This window comes from Arsukibacterium sp., from assembly GCF_018402695.1.
Lineage (GTDB): Bacteria > Pseudomonadota > Gammaproteobacteria > Enterobacterales > Alteromonadaceae > Alishewanella.
Genome location: NZ_JAGYIM010000014.1, coordinates 1 through 24,557, shown reverse-complemented (window position 1 = coordinate 24,557; position 24,557 = coordinate 1). Strand labels below are relative to the sequence as shown.

The window sequence follows — 24,557 nt, the reverse complement described above, 5'->3', positions numbered from 1 at the left end:
TCACAACCGTTTAATTACCCCAGCCGTGGGTCTGTGTCAGCGACCATCGGCTGCTGCTGATTCTGCTCAACAAAGGCCAATAGCGCTGGATAATCATCCAGCTCAAGCAGCTCGCGGAACAAAATCCAGTCAAGCAAGCTGTACAGTGCCATCGCCGGATAACGCCAGTTAGCGAACTCGGCATTGGCCGCTTGTTGCTCCAGTACAAATAATGACGTGGCAATCCGCTCACGCTGTAAATTGTAAAACAGCTTATCTTCGTTCGTATCAAGGCCACTGCGGCTGCACTGAAATAACATCACCAGTGAATCATTCACCGCATTGATTACGGTTAACTGATTTTCCTGATACCAGCTAAGTGCCGGCTCTCCTTGCTTTGCCGCCAGATAACGGTAGATCACCCCTGAATCAAAAATAGTCTGCTCAGCATCGGCCAGCATCGGGATGCGCAACGTTGGATTCATCGCCGCCAGAATTTCACGATCAGCATCCTCGAGAATATTCAGCTTAATAAACTCACAATCAGTGTCAGACAGGAATAAACGGATCCGCCTGACATAGGGTGAAGTTTGTGAACCATATAATTTCATTATTGCTCCTTTAACTCTTGTTCTTTTAACGCTTGCTCCGTCAACACAGGTGCAGCACGAAAAGCCCTGATACTAAAACCGGTAACCAGCATAGTACCGGCAATAACAATAGTGGCACCCGCCAGAGTATGCCAGCCAATTATTTCATCTAAAAACAGGTGGCCCCAGACTACGCCAAATACCGGGATCAGAAAGGTGACTGTTAGCGTCGGGGTTGCCCCCAAATCCTGCACCAACCGAAAATATAATAAGTATGCTACACCCGTACAAAGAATACCTAACGCCAGCACGGCCAGTATGCTTTGTGTAGCGGGCTCTGCTACCGGCATTGGCAAAAACCATAGCAAGGGCACCAACCACAATGTAGCACCCCACATATTACCGTGCGCGTTGACAAATGCCGGTACCGGCCTTGCCAGCCGGGTGTACCAGGTAGCAATACCGTAACAACAAGCTGCACCAGCGGCCGCAGCAACAGCAGGTAAGGCAACGCTGTAGGCAACAACATCATCAAAGCCTACCAGGATAGCCACACCACTGATCCCAAGCCCTAAACCCAGTAGTACTTTTACCGTCATTTTCTGGCGAAAAAACAGCCAGCCAATTAGAGCGCCCCACAACGGCGCGGTGGCATTGAGTACCGCCAGTAACGATGCGGTCAGGGTTTGCGCGGCATAGGCAAACAATAAAAAAGGCAACGCAGTGTTAAAAAAACTCAGCAGCATAAAATGGCCGGCATACTGGCGAACAGGTAAGCTGCGCTGATAAACCAGCGCCACCGCCGCCAGAAACAAGGATGCCAGCAGCACCCGGCCAAACATCAGCCAGGCGGGGCCAAATTCGGCTACCGCAACCCGCATAAATAAAAAAGAAGCGCCCCAGATTGCGGCCAGAAACAATAATCGGATAATACTACCAGGCGTCATGGCTTGGTTCCCTGCTTCAAACACTTTGTAAATAACGTCACCATCTATAACCGCAAAAATTTAACGGCTTAATGTTGCCAAGCTATGCAGTTTTATTGCATAATCATCCCGCTTCATTTTTGCTTTATAGCTTTTGACCCACGCTCAGTCGTGGGTTTTTTAATGGCTAGTCGTCCACCGTTATCTCAGCTTTTGTCGTCATGGCCAATGCGGCTGGCATCAGCACCGGTTTGCTGCCGGTATTTAGCATCAGGCCGGGTGTTATAAGGTCTGTCTGCCGGTGAGGTCATTAATTCAAAATTGAGCGCGCCAATTTTCATGTGTGGCCGCAGTGCCAGCGGCAACTTACCGCTGTTATAGAATTCCAGCACAATATTACCCGACCAACCCGGGTCTATCCGGTGCGCGGTAACATGTACCATTAAACCTAAACGTGCCAGCGACGAGCGACCATCCAGCCAGCCGACAATATCTGCAGGCAACCTTACTGACTCCTGAGTAACGCCCAGCGCTAGTTCACTCGGGTGTAGTATAAATACCTGATCATCGGCAATGTAGATTTCATCGCTCATCACTGAGTTCAACGCTGCATCTACCTGCGCCCGCGGCCCGCTTAAATCGATATAGGGCGCCGCATGCGCCTGAAAAACTCTGAATTTATTGCCAAGCCGGATATCAACGCTGACTCCACTGATCATATCAGCCTCCGGCGCCGGGGTGATGCCAATTTTACCTTCAGCCAGGTAGCGCTCTATATCACGATCACTCAATCTCATGCTTAATCATCCGTTATTATAATTTCAACCTGCTGCGCAGTGGCGCCGGTCATATTAGTTAACATTTTGTGGCAGATTGTACGGTAAATTTCTGCGATTGGCTGCAGCTTTAACACAGCGGGTTTACCCCTATCGGCATACTCGCGGATCTGGCGCTCCAGTGGCAACTGGCCAAGCACTGGCACCCGATAACGTTCAGCCAGTCGCAGCCCGCCTGCAGTGCCAAAAATATCATCAGCCTCGCCACAATGCGGACACAGGTAATAACTCATATTTTCAATCAGCCCCAGTACTGGAATTTTTACCTGGTTAAACATCGTAATCGCTTTACCAGCATCGCTCAGGGCAACGTCTTGTGGCGTTGTAACAATCACTGCGCCACTCACTTTTAGTTTCTGAGCCAGAGTAAGCTGGATATCCCCGGTACCGGGCGGCATATCGACAATTAAAATATCTAGCTCTGGCCACAGGGTTTCATTAATCAGTTGCAACAACGCCTGACTGGCCATTGGGCCGCGCCAGACTGAAGCTTTATCCGGATCGACTAAAAAACCAATAGATTGCAAACTTAAACCAAAGGCTTGCTTGGGGTTTAACAGTTTGTTGTCGGGTGAATCAGCTCTTGCCCCTTCCAGTCCGAGCATTAACGGAATAGAGGGCCCATAGATATCCGCATCCAGCAAACCCGTGCGCAGGCCCAGCTGAGCCAGTGTCGCAGCCAGGTTAACTGCGGTCGTTGACTTACCAACGCCACCTTTACCAGAGGCAACCAGTACAATATGCTGAATATTTCGCATTACCGGCTCAGTTGCAGCGAGCAGCGTCAACAAATCACCGAGTTCAGTTACCGGCGGTGTTGGCTCAGCATCCGGGTGATTAACATTTTCACCCGTCGTAGTGGCCTTTTCAGCCGGTTTTTTCAACCAATTAAACATTGTTGCTCCAAACATTCCCGCAGATAACAGAAAATTCGCAGTTATCTGCCACATTTTTGCCGCATCAAGGCTTTGGCGGATGCGATTTAATGCTGGCTATTGTATCATTAAGCAACTTTTTTTCAGTTATTTATGCAAAGAGCCCACCCGATGTCGCAACGGAAAATTTTAATCACCAGCGCTTTACCTTACGCCAACGGCCCTATCCATTTAGGCCACCTGCTTGAATATATTCAAACCGATATCTGGTCGCGTTTTCAAAAAGCCCGTGGACATGAATGCTACTATGTATGCGCTGATGATGCGCATGGCACTCCAATAATGCTGAAGGCTCAGCAGCAGGGTATTGCTCCGGAGCAAATGATTGCTCAAACCAAGATTGAACATGAAGCCGACTTTGCCGGTTTCGCTATTGGCTTTGACAACTACTATTCAACCCACAGCGAAGAAAACCGCGAATTTGCCAGTCTGATATATCAACGCCTGGACCAGGCCGGCTACATTAAACGCAAAACTATCAGCCAATTGTATGACCCACAGAAAAACATGTTTTTGCCTGATCGCTTCGTAAAAGGTGATTGTCCGAAATGTGGTGCGCTGGACCAGAACGGCGATAGCTGTGATGTCTGCGGCGCGACTTACAGCCCGACCGATGTGAAAAACCCCCGCTCTGTGGTGTCAGGTGCTACACCGGTATTAAAAGACTCTGAGCATTACTTTTTCGATTTACCCGCCTTCAGCCAGATGTTACAAGAATGGACCCGCAGCGGCGCCCTGCAGGAGGAAATGGCCAATAAACTGCAGGAATGGTTTACCGACGGTTTGCAGATGTGGGATATCAGCCGTGATGCCCCCTACTTTGGCTTTGAAATACCCGGCGCGCCAGGCAAGTTTTTCTATGTCTGGCTGGACGCCCCTATTGGCTATCTGGCCAGTTTTAAAAACTATTGTGATACCAACAATATCGACTTTGACAGCTTCTGGCGTCCAGACTCTGCCGCCGAGGTGTATCACTTCATCGGCAAAGACATTATTTATTTCCACAGCCTTTTCTGGCCGGCGATGCTGGACGGTGCCGGTTTTCGCAAACCGAACGCGGTTTACGCTCATGGCTTTGTCACCGTTAATGGCGCCAAAATGTCTAAGTCTCGCGGAACCTTTATTAAAGCCCGCACCTATCTGGATAATTTAAACCCGGAATATTTACGCTATTACTTTGCCTCGAAACTGACTTCAGGCATTACCGATCTGGATTTAAACCTGGATGATTTTACTCAGAAGGTAAATGCTGATTTAGTCGGCAAAGTGGTAAATATTGCTAGCCGTTGTGCCGGCTTTATCAGTAAGCGCTTTGACGGCAAGCTCTCTGCCACTGTCGCGGAGCCTGCCCTGTTACAAGAGTTTGTTAGTGCTGGTGACAGCATTGCCGATAGCTTTGAGAAACGAGAATTTGCCAGAGCTATTCGGGATATTATGGCGCTGGCCGACAAAGCAAACCAGTATATTGACAATAAAGCGCCCTGGGTCTTGGTGAAAGACGACGCGCGCCAGCAAGAAGCCCATGATGTTTGCTCAATGGGCCTCAATTTATTCCGGGTACTAATGCACTATTTAAAGCCGGTATTACCGGTAATGGCCGGCGACGTTGAAGCCTTTTTAAATACTGAGCTTAGCTGGCAGAACTACCAGACTCCGCTGCTTAACCATGTCATTAATCCGTTTAAGGCGTTAATGCAGCGGGTTGATCCGGTAAAAGTCGCTGCGATGGTTGAAGCCTCAACTGACAATCTGCAGGCAACACCGCAAACACCTGCGCCCGCTGGGGCCAAACAAGCTAAAACAACTGAAAAATCTGCTGCCCCTGCCGGGCGCGAACCTGTCAGCGACACCATCAGTATTGAGGATTTTGCCAAAATAGATTTGCGGGTAGCCAGAATAGTCAGTGCCAGCGCGGTTGAAGGCGCCGATAAACTGGTACAATTACAGCTCGATATTGGTGAAGGTGAAACCCGTCAGGTATTTGCCGGCATTAAAGCGGCATATGCTCCAGAAGATCTGATCGGCCGCAGTACTGTAATGGTGGCCAATCTGGCTCCACGCAAAATGCGCTTTGGTTTATCAGAAGGTATGGTGCTGGCAGCGGGTCCTGGTGGCGGTGATTTATTTATTTTAAGCCCGGACGACGGCGCATTGCCGGGTATGCGGGTAAAATAAAGCATGCTTAGCCCGTTTCGCAGTTTCTCATCACTGTTTGCCACTACCCTGGTAATGGTGCTGGGTGCCGGCCTGTTAACTACTTATCTGGGGTTATCACTGGCGGCAGATGGCATTGAGCAACTGTGGATTGGCGGCATGATGTCCGCTTATTATCTCGGCCTGGTGGTGGGTTCTAAACTGGGCCATAAACTGATTGGCCGGGTAGGTCACATCCGTACTTTTGTTGCCAGTGCTGGCATGGTAACTGCTTCAGCGTTAGGCCATGCCCTGACTGACGACTTGCAAGTCTGGCTGGCATTGCGCTTACTGGTTGGTACCGGCATGATGTGCCAGTATATGGTGCTGGAAAGCTGGTTAAATGAACAAGCTGACACCAACCAACGTGGAACCGTATTCGCCAGTTATATGATTGTGTCCTATGTTGGTATGGTTGGCGGCCAGACGGTCTTATCGTTTTTCCCGGAACTGGGTCTGCAGCCGTTACTTTTGGTAGGTATTTGTTATGCGCTTTGTATCGTCCCGATAGCGCTGACCAAGCGGATCCACCCTGCACCGCTGCACCCGGCGCCGCTGAAAATTCTGCCTTTCTGGCGTCAGGTACCGCAATCGCTGACTACCATCCTGATGGCCGGCGGCATTTCAGGATCTTTTTATGGTCTGGCACCAGCGTTTGCCGCGGGTTCGGGTTTATCGACCAAAGAAATAGCGGTGTTTATGTCGGCTACTATTTTTGCTGGTTTACTGGCCCAATGGCCGATGGGTAAACTGTCAGATAAGATCCCCCGCAGCCGGTTACTAAGGGTCAACAGTGCGCTGTTGGGAATATTGGTACTCACCATGGCTATCTTGCCCGTGACAGGCCCGCTGTTAATCGGCTTAACATTCTGCTTTGGTATTCTGGCCTTTACCCTGTACCCACTGGCTACAGCACTAGCGAATCAGCATATTGAGCCTGGAGAGCGGGTAGCACTCTCTGCCACCATTTTATTAACCTTTGGTATCGGTGCCACGATCGGCCCATTAATTGCGTCTGGCCTGATGCAATTGCTGGGTAACAGCATGCTTTATGGCTATATGTCACTGGCCTGTTTAATTCTGTTTATCCGGCTGCAGCGGGTTAACTATAATCAGAAAATGGCCAAAAGGATGTTGTCACAACAACAATCTTCAGATTATCAGGTAGCATCGGGTGATCTTGTGTCCTCACCACTGGCGGCAGCACTCGATCCGCGGGTAAACGAAGAGTTGGTGCAACAACAAATGCGCGATGAGGTTACCGGGCAGCCGGCTGCCCAGGATGCATCTGACATGACGACCGAGCCAGCACCTGAACCCGGTCCAGCAGCCGACACGCCGGTAAACGTGGATGACGCTGCAGCGACCAAACCAGATTAACCGCTAATTTTGGTTCATTAATGCTTTATTCCAGAGATTCTGGTTTTTAGTGTAGGAAAAATATTCTTCCGGATGCCAACACTTAGGCAACAAGGCCATACTTTTACGCTCTTCGAAATTAGAAACCAGCTTGCTTAAAATCTCCAGTAAACGCTCTTCACTAATCCGCTCCAGTTTTTTCCGGGCCTGCGGGTAATACAAATTATTGTCTACACTAACGATACAGCCTTGCGCAGACACGTTGTAAGTAAGGTTACGGGTAACCATCCGGCATACCGGCATCCGCGGATCGTCCGGATATAAGCCGGTAACAATGGCATATTCATAGCGATCTAAATCCTGTCGATCGGAATCTTTGGGGATATAAGTAACCCCGAATCCTTGCGGGAAAACCCCGGTAATTTTAAGGAGGCCGGCTACTGCAACCGGGCTGTAAACCCCTTTTTCAACACCTTTCTCCAGCACCAGGCCGACCTTAGGCAATGAGTCATAGCTATAATTGGCTTTGGTGGATAGCACAACTGAGGTATAAATTTGCGGAATTTTCAGCAAATTGCCGACGCCATGCTCGGGTTTGATAGCGTTTTTTAACAGAAATATCAGAAATGCCTGTTTCTCCCGCTCATTCTGCAAATACCAGTCACGTTGTTCTTTTGAATTACCCTGGTAGGCGCCAATACCAACTGCTTGCACCACAAAATTCAGGCTTTCACGATAGCTTATTTTCAAAAGCTCCGTTCGCTCATCATTCTCCAGCACCCGGAATTCATCTAAATCGCCAGCCGGTCCTTTCAGGATACGCTGTGCATCCGGATGACAGCTACCAATATCCTGAAGCAGTGCTGCCATAAGCAGCGGCACCTGCACATCATCCCGAAACGGCTGGTACTCATCTTCTGCCGGAGTTTCTGCACTGGCCTTATACCGGTTAACGATAAACGGATGGCTGATATTTCCGTCCAGTAACAGCCTGTCCAGTAAGCGTAAACTTAGCAGTGCTTTATACAGGTGCTTACTTTTTTGATTAGACGGCGCAACGTTTTTACCCTCTGTTGGCGACATCAACTGAATAGTGCCAAGCATTTTTGCCGTCTGGATATTAGTCTCTTCAAATGAATCACTTTCAGATAATGTCTGAATGTCCAGACACAAAAGACGTAACGACTCATAAAGGTTCAGCTTGGCTTGCTGCTGTTGCTTATTGAATAATTCCTGCTCATGTTGTGCCTGCTGCAGGTTACGCTCAATAAGCGCCTGATCACCTTTACTTGCCTGAGCCTGGCGGTTTTTAAATAAAAATACCTGTTGTTCACATTCTGCTCGTTGGTGCTCACGCTCAGCGAAACTTCCAAACCATAGCGCAGCTTGTTCGAACAGTGAGTCGGCCACCACAGTATCGTCATAAATACGGTTTAACAGTGCTTTAACAGCTTTAGTAAAATTGGATTTACCTACATTTCCAATCGGCATTGTTCGTATTTATCCTTGTCTAAATTCATTATTCGGGCAGTTGTAATATTGTTTTAAAGGTCTTATTAGCTTTTAAAATGTTAAAACCAATTTGCCGATGTTGTTATTGTTTGCCATGACATCGTGCGCCTGCTGAGCGTTGTGCCAATCGACACTGGCACTAAGTACAGCTACAAATTTGCCCTCACGCATGGCCTGGCCAAAGGTCTTGCTGAAACTGGCGGTTAACGCTGCTTTGTATTGATTAGTTCTGTTGCGCAAGGTGCTACAAACCAGGCGACCACGCTTTTTAAACAGCGGCGCAAAATCAAAATTATCAACCGAGCGCCCCCCCATCAGTGCATAGATAACAATAATGCCATCGACGGCTAATACTGCAACGTTATCTTTCAGGTAAGCTGCTGCGACAGGATCAAGAATAATATCCGCACCACTTGGCCAGCTGGCAGCCAGTTTTTCGGCAAAGTTGCTGTCGTGGTAATTTATAGCAATATCGGCACCGAGTCTAAGACATGCGTCGACTTTATCCGGCCGTCCAACCGTTACCGCCACTATCGCGCCAGTCAGTTTTGCCAGTTGCAGGGCACTGGTGCCTACACCACTGGCCCCTGCGTGCAATAAGACCCGTTGCCCGGCGGTTAACCCGCCCAGCTTGAATAATAACTGGTAAGCCGTTAAAAACGTCTCAGCCGCTGCTCCGGCTTGCTGCCAGCTCCAATGTGCAGGCTTGCTAATAGCATGCCCGCTATGCAACAGAACATATTCAGCATAGCCCCCCCCTGCGACAATACCAAACACCTCACTGCCAAGCCACTTTTCATCAGCCGTGCTGCCCACCTGCACCACAAGCCCGGCCACCTCTAACCCTAAAATGTCACTTTCACCTGGTGGCGGCGGATAATACCCTTGCCGCTGCATTAAATCAGCCCGGTTCACGCCCGCGGCTTTAACTTTTACCAGCAACTGGCCGGCCGTGGGTGATGGGACTGGCCGTTGTTCAACATTAAGTGTGCTGTTTTTACCAGGTTGCTGCACCACAATAACCTGCATTTGCGACGGAACAGCTGCCATATAGCCCCTTATTATCAGTAACCGCTAGTTTTAGCTTTAGCTTTGCGACCAGCTTCTCTAAAATGCGACTTTTAGTCTAGCACAGTGTAACCAAGCGTATGAGTAAGCAAACTGCAAGTCCTGCCATTATTCTGGCACCGGGTCGGGAGAAAGCACTGAAACGGCAACACCCGTGGATATTTTCTAACGCGATAAGTCAGGTTATCAGTACGCCGAACAGCGGGGATATCGTCGATGTGTTAAGCAGCAAGGGTGAATGGCTGGCCACAGCTGCCTATTCGCCCCGCTCGCAAATAAGAGCAAGGGTATGGAGCTTTGTTCAGGGTCAGGCAATAGATGAAGCGTTCTTTTATTCTCGCCTTGCTGAGGCGTGGCAACTTCGGCAGAACCTATTTAACCCGGCCACGACAACTGCCGTTCGACTTATTGCCGGCGAGTCAGATGGACTGCCGGGTATTACCATCGATAAATATGCTGATATGCTGGTTTGCCAACTTCTGTCTGCCGGCGCTGAGGCCAGCCGTAAACAGTTAATCGCGGCATTAATCAGATTATTTCCGGAACACAGCATTTATGAGCGTTCTGATGTTGATGTTCGAAAAAAAGAAGGCTTAGAGCCCACCAAAGGTTGGTTACATCTGCCACGCGACACAAGCGAGGTGGTGATTCAGGAACATGGCATGAACTTACTGGTCGACGTTGAGAATGGCCACAAAACCGGCTTTTATCTGGATCAGCGTGCCAGCCGGCAGGCCGTTAAGCGCTATGCTAATGCCAAGACTGTTTTAAATTGTTTTAGCTACACCGGTACTTTTGCCATAGCAGCATTGCAAGGCGGGGCTAGTAATGTAACCAATGTCGACTTATCTGAGCTGGCGCTGGCTACTGCAGAGCGCAACGCACGTCTGAACACACTCGATCTTAGTAGGCTGACGCAGGTAAAAGCCGATGTCTTTAAATTGCTACGCCAATACCGGGAACAAGGCATGCAGTTTGATATGGTGATTCTGGACCCACCAAAATTTGCCGACAATAAGTCGCAACTGGCGGGTGCTTGTCGGGGTTATAAAGACATCAATATGGTTGCTATGCAGCTGGTGAAACCGGGCGGTTTACTGTTTACTTTTTCCTGTTCAGGCTTAATGGAAGACAGTTTATTTCAGAAAATAGTTGCTGACGCTGCGCTTGATGCCAAACGGCAATGTCAGTTTTTAGAACGTTTACAACAAGACAGTGATCATCTGGTGCTAAGCACGTTCCCGGAAGGCCATTATTTGAAAGGGCTCATCTGCAAGATAGCATAAGCCTTTCGCCCAACTGACATATCTGACCCGCTTAGCAGCGGGTTAGTTTAACTCCATAAACGCCAGGCCAATCTGGTAGCCATCTTCACTTTCCTGAGCACAACGTACTACTTTAGCAGTGGCGTCCAGTGGCGGAATGCTGGCGTTGTTTGACTCCAGCCGGATTTTTATTAATGTTCCCATCTCCAGCGGCTCATCTATATCGACAGACATACCTGATGCGCTCAGATCACGACAAACACCATCTATCACCCGGCCTGCTTCAGGATCATTGAGCAGTAATTGCACATCTGCATTTACCATCATTCTGAAATAGTGCCGTCCATCGCCTTTAGTTAACATAACTTTCCCCTGTTAAGACTACAATGCTAGTTATAGATCTTTCCACTCAGTGTGTAAAGTACCTTACATTCTAACTGACTATGCACTGCAGAACGTTATCACATGACCATGCCGATATAATTATAATTACGCTGTTTTAATTTCGGCTACCGCATGCAGTATCCGTTTAACGGATATTGGATAAGGCGTACCAAGCTGCTGCGCGTGTAACGACACTTTCAATTCCTGCAGCATCCAGTAAATTGCACTAACCTGCTGCGGAATTACCGCCGCGCCGGCAAACTTACCCAACAGATTAGTATAGGCATCCGCTGCTTTTTGATACTCGTGCATCAATAATCGGTCGCGCTGTGGATCGACTGCCAGTTTTTCCAGCCGTTTTTGCATTGCTTGTAAATACCGCAAAATATCGGCCAGCCTGCCGGCGCCATGACTACTGACAAACCCCTTAAATACCAGCTCAGTTAAATGCTGCTTAATATCCCCTTGCGATTGAATATGTGCCAGATCGACCTTACCTTTTAATCGCTTCTGAATAGCGTGTCCCAGGGTTAAAATTTGTTCAACCTGCATTGCTATTGCCACCACAGTGTCACCCAGCTCAGCACGGACTTTGTCCCTTAACTGATTAAACTCCGCCGGATTCTGCGGGACCTCATATTGGGCAATCAGTGTATCTACCCCCGCCGCAATGCAATCATCGATTAACTCAAGCACCCGACCAAAGGGATTAAAATAAAGCCCTAATTTCGCTTTATTCGGTAACGATTCCTGCAAGTACTTTACTGGCGACGGCACGTTCAGCAATATTAAGCGCCGTAAGCCCAGTTTGGTTTCAAGCATTGCTTGCTGCGGGTTATCCAAAAGCTTAATCGCTACAGAATTTTTTTCATCCACCAGCGCCGGAAACGCTTTAATCTCATAGCCCGCCTGAATTCTGACATATTCCCGGGGCAGCTCACCAAAACTCCAGTCTGTCAGTGCTGTTTGTTCTATACCCTGTTCGGCAACCTGACTGAGGCTTTGTTGCACTTCACCCTGCATAGCTTGTTTTAACAAATTAATAGAACGGCCTTGTTGTAGTGTTTTACCCTTATCGTCTACCACCTTAAAATTCATTACTAAATGTGCTGGCACACTGGTTAGATCCCAGGCATCCTGCGGTATCGTGACACCGGACATTCGCTTTAAACGTTGCGAAATAACCTCAAGTAATTTGCCCTGCTCTGGTTCAATCACCTGTAGCAAGGCATCAGCATAGTTCGGTGCTGGCACAAAGTTACGCCGGAACTGCTTTGGTAGCGATTTAATTAATGCAACCAGCAACTCATGACGAAGCGCCGGGATCAGCCAGTCAAATCCTGTGTCCTCAATTTGATTCAATAGCGCCAGCGGAATGATCACACTGACCCCATCATCCGGCTCACCCGGGGCAAAGTGATATTGCAATGGCAGGGTTAAGTTACTCTGACGCCAGCTTTCAGGAAACTTGTCGGCAGTAATGTCACTGGCATCACGGTTAAGCAGGCTATCCGGGTCAAAATTTAAAAAGTCGGGCTGGCTGGCGCGCTGTTTTTTCCACCATTTGCCAAAATCTATCCGGTTATTGGCCCAGACCGGAATTTTTTCAGCATAAAACGTCGCCAGCGTCTCTTCGTCTACCAGAATATCACGCCGCCGTGACTTCTCCTCCAGCTCAGTCACGGTATCAATCAGCCGCTGGTTGTAGCTTAAAAAGGCTTCATTGCTACCCAGTTCCTGATTGACCAGCGCTTCGCGAATAAAAAGCTGATGGCTGACCACTTCATCTATTTTGCTGTACAACACAGCTCTTCTGGGCACAATTACCAGACCATACAACGACACCTGCTCATAAGCGACTACTGCGCCGCGTTTCTTCTCCCAATGTGGCTCACTGTAACTGCGAGTCACTAAATGTGCGGCCAGCGGCTCAATCCATTCCGGTTCAATTTTGGCCAGACTTCGCGCATATAATTTGCTTGTTTCAACCCACTCTGCCGCTACTACCCACTTTGGTTTACGTTTAAACAGGTGACTACCAGGAAAGGCATAAAAGCGGGTCTGGCGCGGCCCTAAATAATCGGCGTCGGTATCTTTAAAACCAACCTGACCTAGTAACCCGCTTAGCAACGCGCTATGCAGCTGCTGATAGTCCGCCATACCACTATTGAAGGACATCCCCTGCTCTTTGGCTAATTGGCTTAACTGGCTTACTAAATCCTGCCATTCTCTTACCCGCAGGTAGTTTAAAAACTCCTGACGGCACAAGCGGCGAAACTGGTTATTACTTAATTCCTGCTGCTGTTGTTGCAGGTATGCCCACAGTTTCAACCAGCTGCTGAAATCTGAATCGGTGTCGGCAAACCGGCCATGACTTTCATCTGCTTTTTGCTGTTTATCCAGCGGCCGCTCTCGCGGATCCTGAATCGACAGCGCGGCAACCACCACCAGTACCTCATTTAAGGCTCCGTTACTGCTGGCCGCGACGACCATCCGGGCTAGTCTGGGGTCGATAGGTAATCTGGCAAGCTGTTTACCCAAAGCGGTTAAACTTAATTTTTGGCGGCCTCGTTGTGGTGCTATGGCGCCGAGCTCTTCCAGCAACTTAATACCGTCATTGACAAAACGGCTGTCAGGTCGCTGTAAGAACGGAAATGCATCAATATCGCCCAACCCCAGCGCCAGCATTTGCATAATAACTGAGGCTAAGTTAGTACGCAGAATTTCCGGATCGGTAAATTCGGGGCGGCCAATAAAGTCCTCTTCGCTGTATAGCCGGATGCAAATACCGGCAGCGACCCGGCCGCAACGGCCTTTGCGCTGATTGGCACTGGCCTGACTAATTGCTTCTATGGGTAGTTGTTGTACTTTGGAACGATAACTGTAGCGGGATAACCGCGCGGTGCCGGGGTCAATAACGTAACGAATACCAGGGACTGTCAACGACGTTTCAGCAACGTTAGTCGCCAGTACAATTCGTCTGCCGGCATGGCTCTGGAATATCCGGTTTTGCTCTGCAGCACTTAACCGGGCATACAGTGGCAGTACTTCAGTATGGGGTAGTTTCAGTTTCTCCAGCGCCTCTGCTGTGTCTCTGATTTCCCGCTCACCATTTAAAAAAATAAGGATGTCGCCACGGGGTTCACGATACAGTTCTTCTACTGCATCAAAAATCCCCTGTAACTGGTCGGTATCTTTATCATCCTGCTCAGTGTACGGCCGGTAACGGGTTTCTACCGGATACGTCCGGCCAGATACTTCAATCACCGGCGCATCGAAGAAATGTTTAGAGAACCGCTGCGGATCAATGGTTGCCGAGGTAATAATCAGCTTTAAATCTGGCCGCTTTGGTAGCAGCTGCTTCAGGTAACCTAACAAAAAGTCGATATTAAGACTGCGCTCATGCGCTTCATCAATAATGATGGTGTCGTATTGATTTAAAAAGCGGTCCTGCTGCATTTCTGCCAACAACACACCGTCGGTCATTAGCTTTACCAGTGTCTGGCTGGTGGTGTGATCGCCAAAGCGGATTTTGTAACCGACCTGTTGCCCGGCCTGACACCCCAGCTCCTGGGCAATACGATCGGCTACACTGCGTGCAGCAAGACGCCGAGGCTGAGTGTGGCCAATGGTACCGGCCACACCGCGGCCAAGCTCGAGACATATTTTCGGGATCTGTGTTGTTTTACCTGACCCCGTCTCACCGGCGATGATCACCACCTGATTTGCTGCTATCGCTGCTTTAATATCGTCTTTTTTTGCTGCTACCGGCAGTTCCATCGGATAACTTATGGCTGGCAGCGCCGCAGAGACGCAGCGCCCGCTGAGCCACCGAGCGGGCAATATCCACCGCGATTTTTTGTAACATTTGCTGCTGTACGGCCTGCTCAGCGATTTTTTTACAATTATTCAGACGGCGGCGCAGCCGGAATTGGTCCTGTAACAGACAATCAGTTAATTCAGAATAGAGTGATGAAACGTTTAATACGGGCTCAACAGACAAAATAACACCCTCAGAAATCAGAGGGCGTCATGCTACCAAGCTAGCGGGGTAAAGGTCTAGCGTTATACAACCCGTCGGTAATGAGAATGCAGCTCTTTATCGATTGCCGCTAAAACATCTGAACGGGTGATAATGCCCAGCAGATAGCCATCATCGTCAACCACCGGGTATAATTTCGGTTTTATTTTCAGCATCATTTGCGCTAAATCGATTACCCCATCATAAGGCTTTACTGTTAATACCTGAGTATTCATTACATCCGCTACCCGCGCAGCTTGCTGATCATGATAGGTCGACATTAACATGCGGGCCAGACAATCCTGTTCAGAGACAAAACCAACAATTTTGTTGGTAACATCTACCACAGGCCCGCCGGTTTGTTTTCCTTTTATTAAGCGGGCAACCGCCATTTCAACTGGCATATCAACGGTAAAGGTTACCGGATGACGATGCATATAGTCGGCTACTTTAAGTAAATCCATCTCGTTCCTCCAACACAACCAAGCACAACCCGCCTGCTCATTTCAGTTTAGCCAACGTTGGCTTAATTGCCCGCTTTTTCACGCTGAGTGGCGAATATTTCAACAACAGTACCACTATCATCCCGCTTAGCCCGGTACATGCCCTGGGTATTGAATGCCCAGCTTAATTCACCCTTACTATCAACGACAATAACGCCACCGGTACCGCCAGCCTGCAGTAGCTCGTCTATCACTTCACTGGCAGCTGAAGCCGCTGTTTTACCTTGATATTTAACCCTTGCACAAATATCGGCTGCTACATTATAGCGAATAAAATATTCACCGTGTCCGGTACCGGAGACCGCACAGCTGGTATTGTCTGCGAAATTACCTGCCCCTATTACCGGCACGTCGCCTACCCGCCCCCAACGTTTTGCCGTCATGCCGCCGGTCGACGTTGCTGCCGCCAAATTACCTGTATGGTCAATTGCTACGGCACCAACGGTTCCCATTTTCCAGTTAGGATCGGCAACGATAGCGGCCTGATGAGGTAGCTGTTGTTGTGCCTCTTTTGCCCGTTTTAACGCTTCAAAACGAAAATCAGTATTAAAGTAGTTGTTATCAACCAGCTCCAGTTGCTGCGAGGCAGCAAATTGCTCGGCGCCTTTACCTGTTAACATAACATGTTCAGACTGCTCCATTATTGCCCGGGCCAGTAAAATCGGATTTTTGACATTAGTGACACTGGACACCGCACCAGCATTGCGATCCTGACCCGTCATAATAGCAGCGTCCAGCTCATGGGTCTCATCCCAGGTGTATACCGCACCTTTGCCCGCGTTAAATAACGGTGAGTCTTCCAGCACCGTGACCGCTAACGTCACTGCATCTAAACTGCTGCCACCTGCAGCCAGTAACTCGTAGCCCTTGTTTACTGCATCTGCCAGCGCCGCTTCATAATTTTTCTGTTGCTCATCCGTCATCTGACTGCGGTCAATGGTACCCGCACCGCCATGGATAACAATGCCGACCGATGCTTTCTCTGCCATAACCGAGCCTGCCATGCACAGGGATATTGCCAGTAATAGTTGCTTCATTAGATTTCCTTCTTATTGTAAGTGTGTTCTTTGTACTGGAATTTTTCTCAGAGCACAACTTGCTGTAGAGCTTAATGGCCACTCAGCAAATTTCAACCGCTGTTAGCCGATTAGCTGCACCATGAGTTCGGGGTAGCATTGCGTTGCACTGGTAACTATCTATACTTCGGACAAGAGCGATTAACAATGTGTAGATTATGATGAGCAGCCCTGACAATACAAATAACAGCAATGGTACCGAGCCGGGCCAGCAGGATCAGCAACCTAAACCTCTTTCACACCGGGACGCCGAAGCTGCCAGCCCCGAAGATTACTCTGTATGTGGTGAGGAAGACCCGGGCTCTGCACTGGAAAGCATGGTTGACGACCACAAAAAATAGCGCACCATGCCGGCACCAGTGATATTATCCGAAACATTCCAGAAATAATTCAGCTGCATTAATCGCAGAATTACATTATGTCGCAATCGCTATCTTTCTATTTTCACGACTACGAAACCTGGGGCGCCGATCCAAAACGCGACCGCCCTGCTCAGTTTGCCGGGATCCGTACCGATATCAATCTGAACGTGATTGGCGAGCCTGATGTCTGGTATTGCCAGTTAGCCAACGACTATCTGCCTCATCCGCAAGCAGCCCTCATTACCGGACTTACACCTCAGTTGTGTAATAAAAAAGGTCTGAGCGAGGTCGGGTTTATGCAACAGATTCTCAACCGCTTTAGCGAGCCAGGTAGCTGTGTATTGGGATACAACAACTTGCGGTTTGATGATGAAGTAACGCGTTACAGTTTATACCGTAATTTTTATGAACCCTATGGTCGCGAATGGCAACAAGGCAACAGCCGCTGGGACCTGATTGATGTAGTACGGGCCTGTTATGCTCTGCGCCCGGAAGGTATTAACTGGCCTTTGCGGGAAGATGGCAGCCCCAGTTTTAAGCTTGAGCATTTAACCCGGGCGAATAACCTGACGCATGAGCAAGCGCACGATGCCTTATCGGATGTCTATGCCACTATTGCCATCGCTAAATTAATTAAAGAAAAACAGCCTAAACTGTTCAGCTATTTATTTGAGCTGCGCAAAAAAGCCAACGTCAGTGAGTTAATAGATGTTGCCGGCTTAACACCTCTGGTGCATGTATCGTCAAAATTTCCAGCCAGTTCTGGCTGCGTAAGCTGGATAGTGCCGCTGGCCTTTCACCCCACCAATAAAAATGCAGTTATTTGCTACAACCTGCAAGCCGATCCAACACCATTGCTGACAGATGATATTGAAACCCTTAACAACAAACTGTATACCCGCACTGCCGATTTGGCTGAAGGTGAAGAGCGGCTTGGTTTAAAACTGATTCACTTAAACAAATGCCCGGTGCTGGCTAATGCTAAGACCCTAACAGTTGACCGGGCTAGCGAACTGGGCATTGACCGTAGCCGTTGTCTGGAACACCTGGAATGGTTTAAACAACAACGACAACTGCAACAGAAAGTCGTTGAGCTTTACCAGCAACCTACAGCGTATGCCAGCGAAGCTAACCCCGACTATCAGTTGTATAACGGCTTTATCAGCGATGCCGATAAGCAGAAGATGCAGCAACTGCATCAGTTAACACCCGAGCAATTAGCGGTAAGCGCGCCGGTATTTGGCGACGATCGCTTAAACAATCTGCTGTTTTTGTTCAGGGCCAGAAACTACCCGCAAAGTTTAAGTGATAGTGAACAGCAAAAGTGGCAACGTTACCGTACCGATAAACTAATGCACGGCCTGGATAACCCCAATTTGACCATGGAAGATTTCAGCCTGGCACTGGAAAATCTCGCGCATGAACATGCCAGTGATGAGCAGAAAATGAAAATTCTTAAGTCGCTGTATTTGTATGTTCAGAGTTTATAAAACACCGGTTGCAATCAGACCTTGAATTTCGTTAGCAATAAGTGAATACTTAGCACCATCTTGTCGGAGTGCCCAGCTGTTTACAGCGGGCTGAGACCGTGAAAACGGGATCCGTTGAACCTGATCAGGCTAATACCTGCGAAGGGAAACAAGGGGAACTACAGCATTTAACCCCATCCAAATCCGCCCGGCGGATTGGCTGACTGTTATAACCTGCCCCCACTCCGGACAAGCAACCTCAACTTGTTAACCGGAGCTTGCTATGTCTGCTACACCTTTATCAAAACGTGATTTACGTGCCCATGCCCGTGCCTATATTCAGGCGCTACAGGGTGAAACCTTTCCCGGCTCCAGCCGTCGTTACCTTGAATGTGAGCAAAGTGGCGTCAGGGTGCCAGTCCGCGATATACATCTTAGCCCCAGCCGAATGGCTGATGGCAGCGAGCAAGCTAACCTCAGTTTGCCGGTGTATGACACCTCAGGCCCTTACGGCGACCCAGCACAGCAGTTGGATGTGTTAAAAGGCTTGTCGAAGCTTCGGCTTAATTGGATAACAGCGCGCGGCGATGTCGCACCCTCACCCGAGTTGCCTTTTGCTGATATTGCGCTGGATGAACAGATCACCGAATTTGCGCATCAGCCGCTGCGGGCTAAAGACGGCAACACAGTGACCCAGCTGCATTACGCCCGTGCCGGTATTATCACCCCGGAAATGCATTTTATTGCGCTGCGGGAAAATATGGCCATAGCTGACGATGGGGTCAGAAGCCATCAGGGCGAGAGCTTTGGTGCGGCTATACCCAAACAGATAACCGCCGAATTTGTTCGCCAGGAAGTCGCAGCCGGCCGGGCGATAATTCCGGCTAATATTAACCACCCGGAAGCCGAGCCAATGATTATCGGCCGCAATTTTAAGGTGAAGGTAAATGCCAATATCGGCAATTCATCGGTTAGCTCCAGTATCGAAGAAGAAGTAGAAAAGCTAGTCTGGGCCACCCGCTGGGGCGCCGATACGGTAATGGACTTATCTACCGGCCGGCGTATTCATCAAACCCGTGACTGGATCTTACGCAACAGCCCGGTCCCCATTGGCACAGTACCAATTTATCAGGCACTGGAAAAAGTTAACGGTGATGTCGGCCGGCTTAACTGGCAGGTATTTTACGACACCCTGGTAGAGCAAGCAGAGCAAGGCGTCGATTACTTCACTATCCATGCTGGAGTGTTAAAAGACTATGTAGCCCTAACCGCCAACCGTGTTACCGGTATCGTCTCACGTGGCGGCGCCATTATGGCGCAGTGGACCAGGCTGTATAATCAGGAAAGCTTTTTATATCAGCATTTTGAACAAATTTGCCAGCTCTGTGCTGCCTACGATATTTCACTCTCCTTGGGTGACGGCCTGCGTCCTGGCAGCATTGCCGATGCCAATGACGAAGCCCAATTTGCGGAACTGCGAACCTTAGGCGAGCTGACCCAAATTGCCTGGCGCTATGATGTGCAGGTAATGATTGAAGGCCCAGGCCATGTGCCAATGCAGCTTATTCAGCAGAATATGACCGAGCAGCTAAAACACTGCCATGAAGCACCGTTTTATACGCTTGGTCCATTAACCACCGACATTGCACCGGGCTACGACCATATAACCTCCGGCATAGGCGCGGCGATGATTGGCTGGTTTGGCTGTGCCATGCTGTGCTATGTCACGCCGAAGGAGCATTTAGGCTTACCGAATAAAGAAGATGTAAAACAAGGCCTTATTACATATAAGATTGCCGCCCATGCTGCTGATCTGGCGAAAGGCCATCCGGCGGCGCAGCTTAGGGACAATGCCCTATCCAAGGCGCGTTACGAGTTTCGCTGGCAGGATCAATACAACCTGGCGCTGGACCCGTTCACCGCCAAAGCCTATCACGATGAAACCTTAAGCCATGAAGGCGCCGACAGCGAACAATTCTGCTCGATGTGCGGGCCGAAGTTTTGCTCTATGCGGCTTAACCAGCAAATTCAGCAGGAAGAGGCATTAAATGATGCCTGATCACGCATCTGAAGCCAAACCCATAGTGTGGACCATTGCCAGCTCAGACAGTGGCGGTGGCGCCGGCATTCAGGCCGACTTACTCACTTTCAATGCTTTGGGCTGCCATGGCTGTAGTGTTATAGCCGCCGTTACAGCGCAAAACAGTGCTGAAGTCGTCGGCTATGAAGCAGTAAGCCCGGCATTATTTGTTAACCAACTCAATTGCTTGTTGCAAGATATGCCGCCCCAGGCAATTAAAATAGGTTTGATCCCCGATGCAGTCTTGTTAGCACAATTAGCAACCTGGCTGGCACAGCACAAAGCGGATTATCAGTTTGTTGTTATTGCCGATCCGGTGCTGAGCAGCAGTAGTGGCTACAACTTCGTCCGGCAAAACACCTTAGGCATCTGGCGGCAACAACTATTGCCGTTAGTTGATTTGATAACACCTAACCTGCCAGAGTTAGCGATATTAACAGACTTGCCGCAACAACAAGACGATGTACAGATAGAGAAATTACTACGCTGGGGAGCAACTGCAGTATTGGTAAAGGGCGGTCACAGTAAAGATGCTGACGACATTACTGATCGCTTTATTGGCGCAGATGGTAATTTCATGATGAATCAACCCAGGCTTACCACAGCGCACAACCATGGTACAGGCTGTGTATTGTCTAGTGCGATTACCGCCGCTTGCGCTCATGGTTACCCTTTGATAGACAGCACTATCATCGGCCGCGCTTATCTGCAGCAGTCATTAAGTCACAGCTATGCCACTGGCAAAGGCGCGGGTAGCTTACAGCATCACAGCTGGCCAACTAAGCCATGCTATTTTCCTCTGTTACAACATGCTAAGGAGAAAACGCGCAGAAAGTTCCATTTTGCCAGCATCAGCGCGCCGATCGGCTTTTATCCGATTGTTGACAGCGTGCAGTGGTTGAAACGTTTGTTACCCCTTGAGCCTGATGTTATTCAACTACGCATCAAGCATGGAACAGCAGATGAAATTGATCAGCAGATCGCCGAAGCGGTGCTGTTAAGCCGCGACTATAAACTACGACTGTTTATCAATGATCATTGGCAACTCGCGATTAAATACAGTGCTTATGGCGTGCATTTGGGGCAGGAAGATTTAGCACAGGCTGATTTAGCTGCCATAGCATCAGCCGGTTTGCGGCTGGGTATATCTACCCACAGCTATACCGAGCTACTGCGTGCCAGGCAGATTAAACCATCCTATATTGCACTGGGACATATTTTTGCCACTCAAACCAAACAAATGCCATCGCAACCACAAGGCCTAACCCGGCTACGATATTATGCAGCTTTATGCGAGGATATTCCGACTGTAGCAATTGGTGGTATTAGTCTGCAGCGGCTTGAAGCAGTATTAAATTGCGGCATTTCAGGTGTCGCTGTAGTGTCAGGCGTAACAGCGCAAGCGGAGCCAGAACAAGCGTTTTTAGCATTTAAATATCGCGTGGAGCAACATTATGCAAGTCATGCTTAACGACAAGCTATTACAGGTTTCAGCTAACAGCACAGTGTCACAGTTGCTACAACAGCAACAACTGAAAACAGAGGGCCTGGCAGTGGCTATTAATAATATTGTTATAACTAAGCGACAATGGAACGAGCAACAGCTACAGAACAATGACTCTGTATGCCTGTTCCACATTGTGACCGGAGGCTAATAATGCTGCGTATAGCAGATAAAACCTTTAATAGCCGCTTGCTACTGGGGAGCGGTAAGTTCTCCAGCCCTATGCTGATGCAGCAAACCATTGCAGCCGGTGGCTGTGAGCTAGTAACGTTGGCCCTAAAACGACTGCAACTGGATAAATTACATGATGATTTACTTTCTCCGCTGCGGGAGATGAATATTCAGCTGCTGCCTAATACCTCAGGGGCTAAGACAGCCAAAGAAGCCATCTTCGCCGCTGAACTGGCGCGAGAAGCTTTACAGACCAATTGGCTGAAACTGGAAATTCATCCGGACCCGCGCTATCTAATGCCAGATCCGATAGAAACGCTGATAGCAGCCGAACAACTGGTGAAATTGGGCTTTGTGGTACTGCCCTACTGCAGTGCTGATCCGGTGTTATGTAAGCGGCTGGAGCAAGTTGGCTGCGCTGCAGTAATGCCGCTTGGCGCCGCCATCGGTTCTAATCAGGGCTTACAAACCCGCGCTATGCTGGAAATTATTATCGAACAATCCACAGTGCCAGTTATTATCGATGCAGGTATAGGTGCACCATCACATGCCGCCGCAGCGATGGAGCTGGGCGCTGCAGCGGTATTAGTTAACACCGCCATCGCCAGTAGCCATGATCCAGTAGTGATGGCGGGTGCCTTTGCCAATGCGGTCAGCGCCGGTCGTGCCGCCTATCTGGCGGGTTTGGCAACGCCACTACAGCATGCGGTTGCATCCAGCCCGTTCACTGATTTTCTGGCGGGACTATGAGCGATACCATTAATGACAAGATAAATTTTAGCGAGCAATGGCAACAGCAAAGCTGGCAGGCATTGCAACTGCAAAGCCGTAATTATTCAAGCGCTCAGGTACAGGTAGCATTAACGAAAAACCGGTTAATACTCAAAGATCTGCAGGTATTACTCTCTCCTGCTGCGTTGCCATTTTTAGTGCAAATGGCAGTTAAAGCTCAGCGGCTTACCCGGCAGCGTTTTGGCCATATTGTCCATTTTTTCGCACCACTGTATTTATCAAATCTGTGTGCTAACGAATGCACTTACTGTGGTTTTTCGCTAAGTCAGAAAGTTAAGCGACGCACTTTAAACCTTAGCGAAATAGAGCAGGAATGTCAGGCTATTAAAGCACTGGGCATCGATCAGGTGCTGTTGGTCACCGGCGAGCATGAGCGTAAAGTTGGCATAGAGTACTTTTGCCAAGTGCTACCGGTCGTCCAGCGCTACTTCAGCAGTATTCAGCTGGAAGTTCAGCCTTTAAGTTCTGCTGATTATCGGCAACTAAAAGCGCTGGGTGTCGATGCGGTGATGCTGTATCAGGAAACCTATAATGCTAAGGCATACAAGCAGTATCACTTAAAAGGGAGAAAAGCCGAGATCACCTGGCGGCTTGATGCCCCTGACAGGGTTGGCCAGGCCGGTATCGACAAAATAGGCTTAGGTATTTTGCTAGGCCTGACCGATTGGCGAACCGATGCTATTTTGCTGGCCCGGCATTTGCAATATTTGCAGAAGCGCTACTGGCAAAGCCGTTTTAGCTTATCGGTGCCCAGGATCCGCCCCTTTAGTGGTGGTAGCAATGTTATTAGTCCAATCAGTGATCAAGAGCTAATCCAGCTGATTTGTGCTTTCCGGCTGTTTGCCCCAGAGCTGGAAATTAGTTTGTCTACCCGGGAGTCAGCAGCATTTCGTCAAAACGTCGTGCCGTTGGCCATCACCAGCGTCAGCGCTGGTTCAAAAACCCAACCGGGCGGTTATAGCGTTGAGCCGGAAAATTTGGAACAATTTAGCATCGACGATACCCGCTCGCCAAAGCAGGTGGCAACAGCACTTGCCGCTCAGGGCTTACAGCCAGTATGGAAAGACTGGGATAGTTATTTGGGGAGATAAAGCTAAAAGCTAAATCCCCCTTTCACAAAGGGGGAGGCTTGTTAGTATGTGCGCAGCTCTGAATCAGCATGGCGACAAAAAACGCCGGGAGCGTTTTTGACTGCCGCAGGCAGGTCCCAACGGGACGAGCCCCAGGGATGGGGCGAGCAATGCCACCAGCGAAGCGCTGTGGCTGGCGTGGGAGTGTAGTACACCCGCGCAGCGGATAAAGCAAAAAGCCCACTCGACTGAGTGGGCTCTTTGGCTTTATTGGGAGCCTGGCGGTGTACTACTCTCGCATGGCGAATGCCACACTACCATCGTCGCAGCTGCGTTTCACTTCTGAGTTCGGAATGGGATCAGGTGGGTCCACAGCGCTATTGCCACCAGGCATTAACTGTTTACTGTTCTTTAACTTAGCAAGCTGATATTCAGTTACTCACAACTGTACTTCTAAACGCT

20 protein-coding genes, 1 rRNA gene, 1 pseudogene and 1 riboswitch are annotated in these 24,557 nt (G+C 49.2%); of the genes and pseudogenes, 10 read left to right on the top strand and 12 right to left on the bottom strand.

What is annotated here, in order from left to right; all coding sequences use genetic code 11:
* Positions 1-14: 14 nt before the first annotated feature.
* The 4 genes from KG631_RS07120 to apbC all read right to left on the bottom strand — a co-directional run bounded on the left by KG631_RS07120 (position 15) and on the right by apbC (position 3,227).
* Positions 15-590: a glutathione S-transferase family protein gene (locus KG631_RS07120; RefSeq protein WP_213997319.1), complete on the bottom strand. Its 576-nt coding sequence runs from the start codon at positions 588-590 to the stop codon at positions 15-17.
* Positions 590-1,516, bottom strand: coding sequence for a DMT family transporter (locus KG631_RS07115; protein WP_213997317.1), 927 nt, complete (start codon positions 1,514-1,516; stop codon positions 590-592). The genes KG631_RS07120 and KG631_RS07115 overlap by 1 nt, the downstream gene beginning before the upstream one ends.
* A 185-nt stretch (positions 1,517-1,701) precedes the next feature.
* A complete protein-coding gene (gene dcd, locus KG631_RS07110; protein WP_213997315.1) occupies positions 1,702-2,292 on the bottom strand; it encodes a dCTP deaminase in 591 nt (196 codons plus the stop codon).
* 2 nt (positions 2,293-2,294) lie between these two features.
* Positions 2,295-3,227 carry an iron-sulfur cluster carrier protein ApbC gene (gene apbC, locus KG631_RS07105; RefSeq protein WP_213997313.1) on the bottom strand — a complete coding sequence of 311 codons (933 nt, stop codon included), beginning with the start codon at positions 3,225-3,227 and terminating at the stop codon, positions 2,295-2,297.
* A 150-nt stretch (positions 3,228-3,377) separates the two neighbouring features.
* Between apbC and metG the strand changes: the two genes are divergently transcribed.
* A complete protein-coding gene (gene metG, locus KG631_RS07100; RefSeq protein ID WP_213997311.1) occupies positions 3,378-5,441 on the top strand; it encodes a methionine--tRNA ligase in 2,064 nt (687 codons plus the stop codon).
* A gap of 3 nt (positions 5,442-5,444) precedes the next feature.
* Complete coding sequence (locus KG631_RS07095; RefSeq protein ID WP_213997303.1) at positions 5,445-6,839, top strand: MFS transporter; 1,395 nt, start codon at positions 5,445-5,447, stop codon at positions 6,837-6,839.
* A 3-nt stretch (positions 6,840-6,842) separates the two neighbouring features.
* On the opposite strand, the gene KG631_RS07090 is transcribed toward KG631_RS07095, so the two are convergent.
* Complete coding sequence (locus KG631_RS07090) at positions 6,843-8,309, bottom strand: hypothetical protein (RefSeq protein WP_213997300.1); 1,467 nt, start codon at positions 8,307-8,309, stop codon at positions 6,843-6,845.
* A gap of 72 nt (positions 8,310-8,381) precedes the next feature.
* A complete protein-coding gene (locus KG631_RS07085; RefSeq protein WP_213997297.1) occupies positions 8,382-9,380 on the bottom strand; it encodes an NAD(P)H-quinone oxidoreductase in 999 nt (332 codons plus the stop codon).
* Positions 9,381-9,478: 98 nt separating this feature from the next.
* Between KG631_RS07085 and KG631_RS07080 the strand changes: the two genes are divergently transcribed.
* Entirely contained in the window at positions 9,479-10,684 is a 1,206-nt protein-coding gene (locus tag KG631_RS07080; RefSeq protein ID WP_213997286.1) for a class I SAM-dependent methyltransferase, read from the top strand.
* 42 nt (positions 10,685-10,726) lie between these two features.
* Here the strand turns inward: KG631_RS07080 and KG631_RS07075 are convergent, their stop codons facing one another.
* From KG631_RS07075 to KG631_RS07060, 5 genes are all read right to left on the bottom strand, one after another.
* On the bottom strand, positions 10,727-11,026 hold the full coding sequence (locus KG631_RS07075; protein WP_213997284.1) for a PilZ domain-containing protein: 300 nt from the start codon (positions 11,024-11,026) through the stop codon (positions 10,727-10,729).
* A gap of 126 nt (positions 11,027-11,152) precedes the next feature.
* Positions 11,153-14,827: an ATP-dependent RNA helicase HrpA gene (gene hrpA / locus KG631_RS07070; RefSeq protein WP_301003672.1), complete on the bottom strand. Its 3,675-nt coding sequence runs from the start codon at positions 14,825-14,827 to the stop codon at positions 11,153-11,155.
* Positions 14,790-15,050: a hypothetical protein gene (locus tag KG631_RS18830; RefSeq protein WP_301003671.1), complete on the bottom strand. Its 261-nt coding sequence runs from the start codon at positions 15,048-15,050 to the stop codon at positions 14,790-14,792. The genes hrpA and KG631_RS18830 overlap by 38 nt, the downstream gene beginning before the upstream one ends.
* Positions 15,051-15,112: 62 nt before the next feature.
* Positions 15,113-15,532, bottom strand: coding sequence for a CBS domain-containing protein (locus KG631_RS07065; protein ID WP_213997281.1), 420 nt, complete (start codon positions 15,530-15,532; stop codon positions 15,113-15,115).
* 62 nt (positions 15,533-15,594) lie between these two features.
* Complete coding sequence (locus tag KG631_RS07060; protein ID WP_213997278.1) at positions 15,595-16,608, bottom strand: isoaspartyl peptidase/L-asparaginase; 1,014 nt, start codon at positions 16,606-16,608, stop codon at positions 15,595-15,597.
* A 197-nt stretch (positions 16,609-16,805) separates the two neighbouring features.
* Here KG631_RS07060 and KG631_RS07055 point away from each other — a divergent pair, with 197 nt between their 5' ends.
* From KG631_RS07055 to thiH, 7 genes and pseudogenes are all read left to right on the top strand, one after another.
* Entirely contained in the window at positions 16,806-16,988 is a 183-nt protein-coding gene (locus KG631_RS07055) for a hypothetical protein (RefSeq protein WP_213997275.1), read from the top strand.
* 77 nt (positions 16,989-17,065) lie between these two features.
* Positions 17,066-18,499: an exodeoxyribonuclease I gene (gene sbcB / locus KG631_RS07050; protein ID WP_213997271.1), complete on the top strand. Its 1,434-nt coding sequence runs from the start codon at positions 17,066-17,068 to the stop codon at positions 18,497-18,499.
* 54 nt (positions 18,500-18,553) lie between these two features.
* A riboswitch (TPP riboswitch) is annotated at positions 18,554-18,664 on the top strand.
* Positions 18,665-18,839: 175 nt separating this feature from the next.
* Positions 18,840-20,510, top strand: a pseudogene (thiC, locus tag KG631_RS07045) (phosphomethylpyrimidine synthase ThiC); the annotation flags it as partial.
* A gap of 16 nt (positions 20,511-20,526) precedes the next feature.
* Positions 20,527-22,029: a thiamine phosphate synthase gene (thiE, locus tag KG631_RS07040; protein ID WP_213997265.1), complete on the top strand. Its 1,503-nt coding sequence runs from the start codon at positions 20,527-20,529 to the stop codon at positions 22,027-22,029.
* Positions 22,013-22,213 (top strand): sulfur carrier protein ThiS, encoded by a 201-nt coding sequence (thiS, locus tag KG631_RS07035; RefSeq protein ID WP_213997263.1) that lies wholly within the window; start codon positions 22,013-22,015, stop codon positions 22,211-22,213. The genes thiE and thiS overlap by 17 nt, the downstream gene beginning before the upstream one ends.
* Before the next feature lie 2 nt (positions 22,214-22,215).
* Positions 22,216-22,983, top strand: a complete 768-nt coding sequence (locus KG631_RS07030; RefSeq protein ID WP_213997261.1) for a thiazole synthase — start codon at positions 22,216-22,218, stop codon at positions 22,981-22,983.
* The gene (gene thiH, locus KG631_RS07025) at positions 22,980-24,116 is read left to right on the top strand and encodes a 2-iminoacetate synthase ThiH (protein ID WP_301003670.1); all 1,137 of its coding nucleotides are present in this window, start codon (positions 22,980-22,982) and stop codon (positions 24,114-24,116) included. Before KG631_RS07030 ends, thiH begins: the two co-directional genes overlap by 4 nt.
* A 255-nt stretch (positions 24,117-24,371) precedes the next feature.
* On the opposite strand, the gene rrf is transcribed toward thiH, so the two are convergent.
* A 5S ribosomal RNA gene (gene rrf / locus KG631_RS07020) occupies positions 24,372-24,486 on the bottom strand.
* Positions 24,487-24,557: the final 71 nt, after the last annotated feature.

Bases quoted from the DNA above. Each gene is read 5' to 3' on its own strand.
- KG631_RS07120 (WP_213997319.1), bottom strand. From the start codon at position 590: ATGAAATTATATGGTTCACAAACTTCACCCTATGTCAGGCGGATCCGT.
- KG631_RS07115 (WP_213997317.1), bottom strand. From the start codon at position 1,516: ATGACGCCTGGTAGTATTATCCGATTATTGTTTCTGGCCGCAATCTGG.
- dcd (WP_213997315.1), bottom strand. From the start codon at position 2,292: ATGAGATTGAGTGATCGTGATATAGAGCGCTACCTGGCTGAAGGTAAA.
- apbC (WP_213997313.1), bottom strand. From the start codon at position 3,227: ATGTTTAATTGGTTGAAAAAACCGGCTGAAAAGGCCACTACGACGGGT.
- metG (WP_213997311.1), top strand. From the start codon at position 3,378: ATGTCGCAACGGAAAATTTTAATCACCAGCGCTTTACCTTACGCCAAC.
- KG631_RS07095 (WP_213997303.1), top strand. From the start codon at position 5,445: ATGCTTAGCCCGTTTCGCAGTTTCTCATCACTGTTTGCCACTACCCTG.
- KG631_RS07090 (WP_213997300.1), bottom strand. From the start codon at position 8,309: ATGCCGATTGGAAATGTAGGTAAATCCAATTTTACTAAAGCTGTTAAA.
- KG631_RS07085 (WP_213997297.1), bottom strand. From the start codon at position 9,380: ATGGCAGCTGTTCCGTCGCAAATGCAGGTTATTGTGGTGCAGCAACCT.
- KG631_RS07080 (WP_213997286.1), top strand. From the start codon at position 9,479: ATGAGTAAGCAAACTGCAAGTCCTGCCATTATTCTGGCACCGGGTCGG.
- KG631_RS07075 (WP_213997284.1), bottom strand. From the start codon at position 11,026: ATGTTAACTAAAGGCGATGGACGGCACTATTTCAGAATGATGGTAAAT.
- hrpA (WP_301003672.1), bottom strand. From the start codon at position 14,827: ATGGAACTGCCGGTAGCAGCAAAAAAAGACGATATTAAAGCAGCGATA.
- KG631_RS07065 (WP_213997281.1), bottom strand. From the start codon at position 15,532: ATGGATTTACTTAAAGTAGCCGACTATATGCATCGTCATCCGGTAACC.
- KG631_RS07060 (WP_213997278.1), bottom strand. From the start codon at position 16,608: ATGAAGCAACTATTACTGGCAATATCCCTGTGCATGGCAGGCTCGGTT.
- KG631_RS07055 (WP_213997275.1), top strand. From the start codon at position 16,806: ATGATGAGCAGCCCTGACAATACAAATAACAGCAATGGTACCGAGCCG.
- sbcB (WP_213997271.1), top strand. From the start codon at position 17,066: ATGTCGCAATCGCTATCTTTCTATTTTCACGACTACGAAACCTGGGGC.
- thiE (WP_213997265.1), top strand. From the start codon at position 20,527: ATGATGCCTGATCACGCATCTGAAGCCAAACCCATAGTGTGGACCATT.
- thiS (WP_213997263.1), top strand. From the start codon at position 22,013: ATGCAAGTCATGCTTAACGACAAGCTATTACAGGTTTCAGCTAACAGC.
- KG631_RS07030 (WP_213997261.1), top strand. From the start codon at position 22,216: ATGCTGCGTATAGCAGATAAAACCTTTAATAGCCGCTTGCTACTGGGG.
- thiH (WP_301003670.1), top strand. From the start codon at position 22,980: ATGAGCGATACCATTAATGACAAGATAAATTTTAGCGAGCAATGGCAA.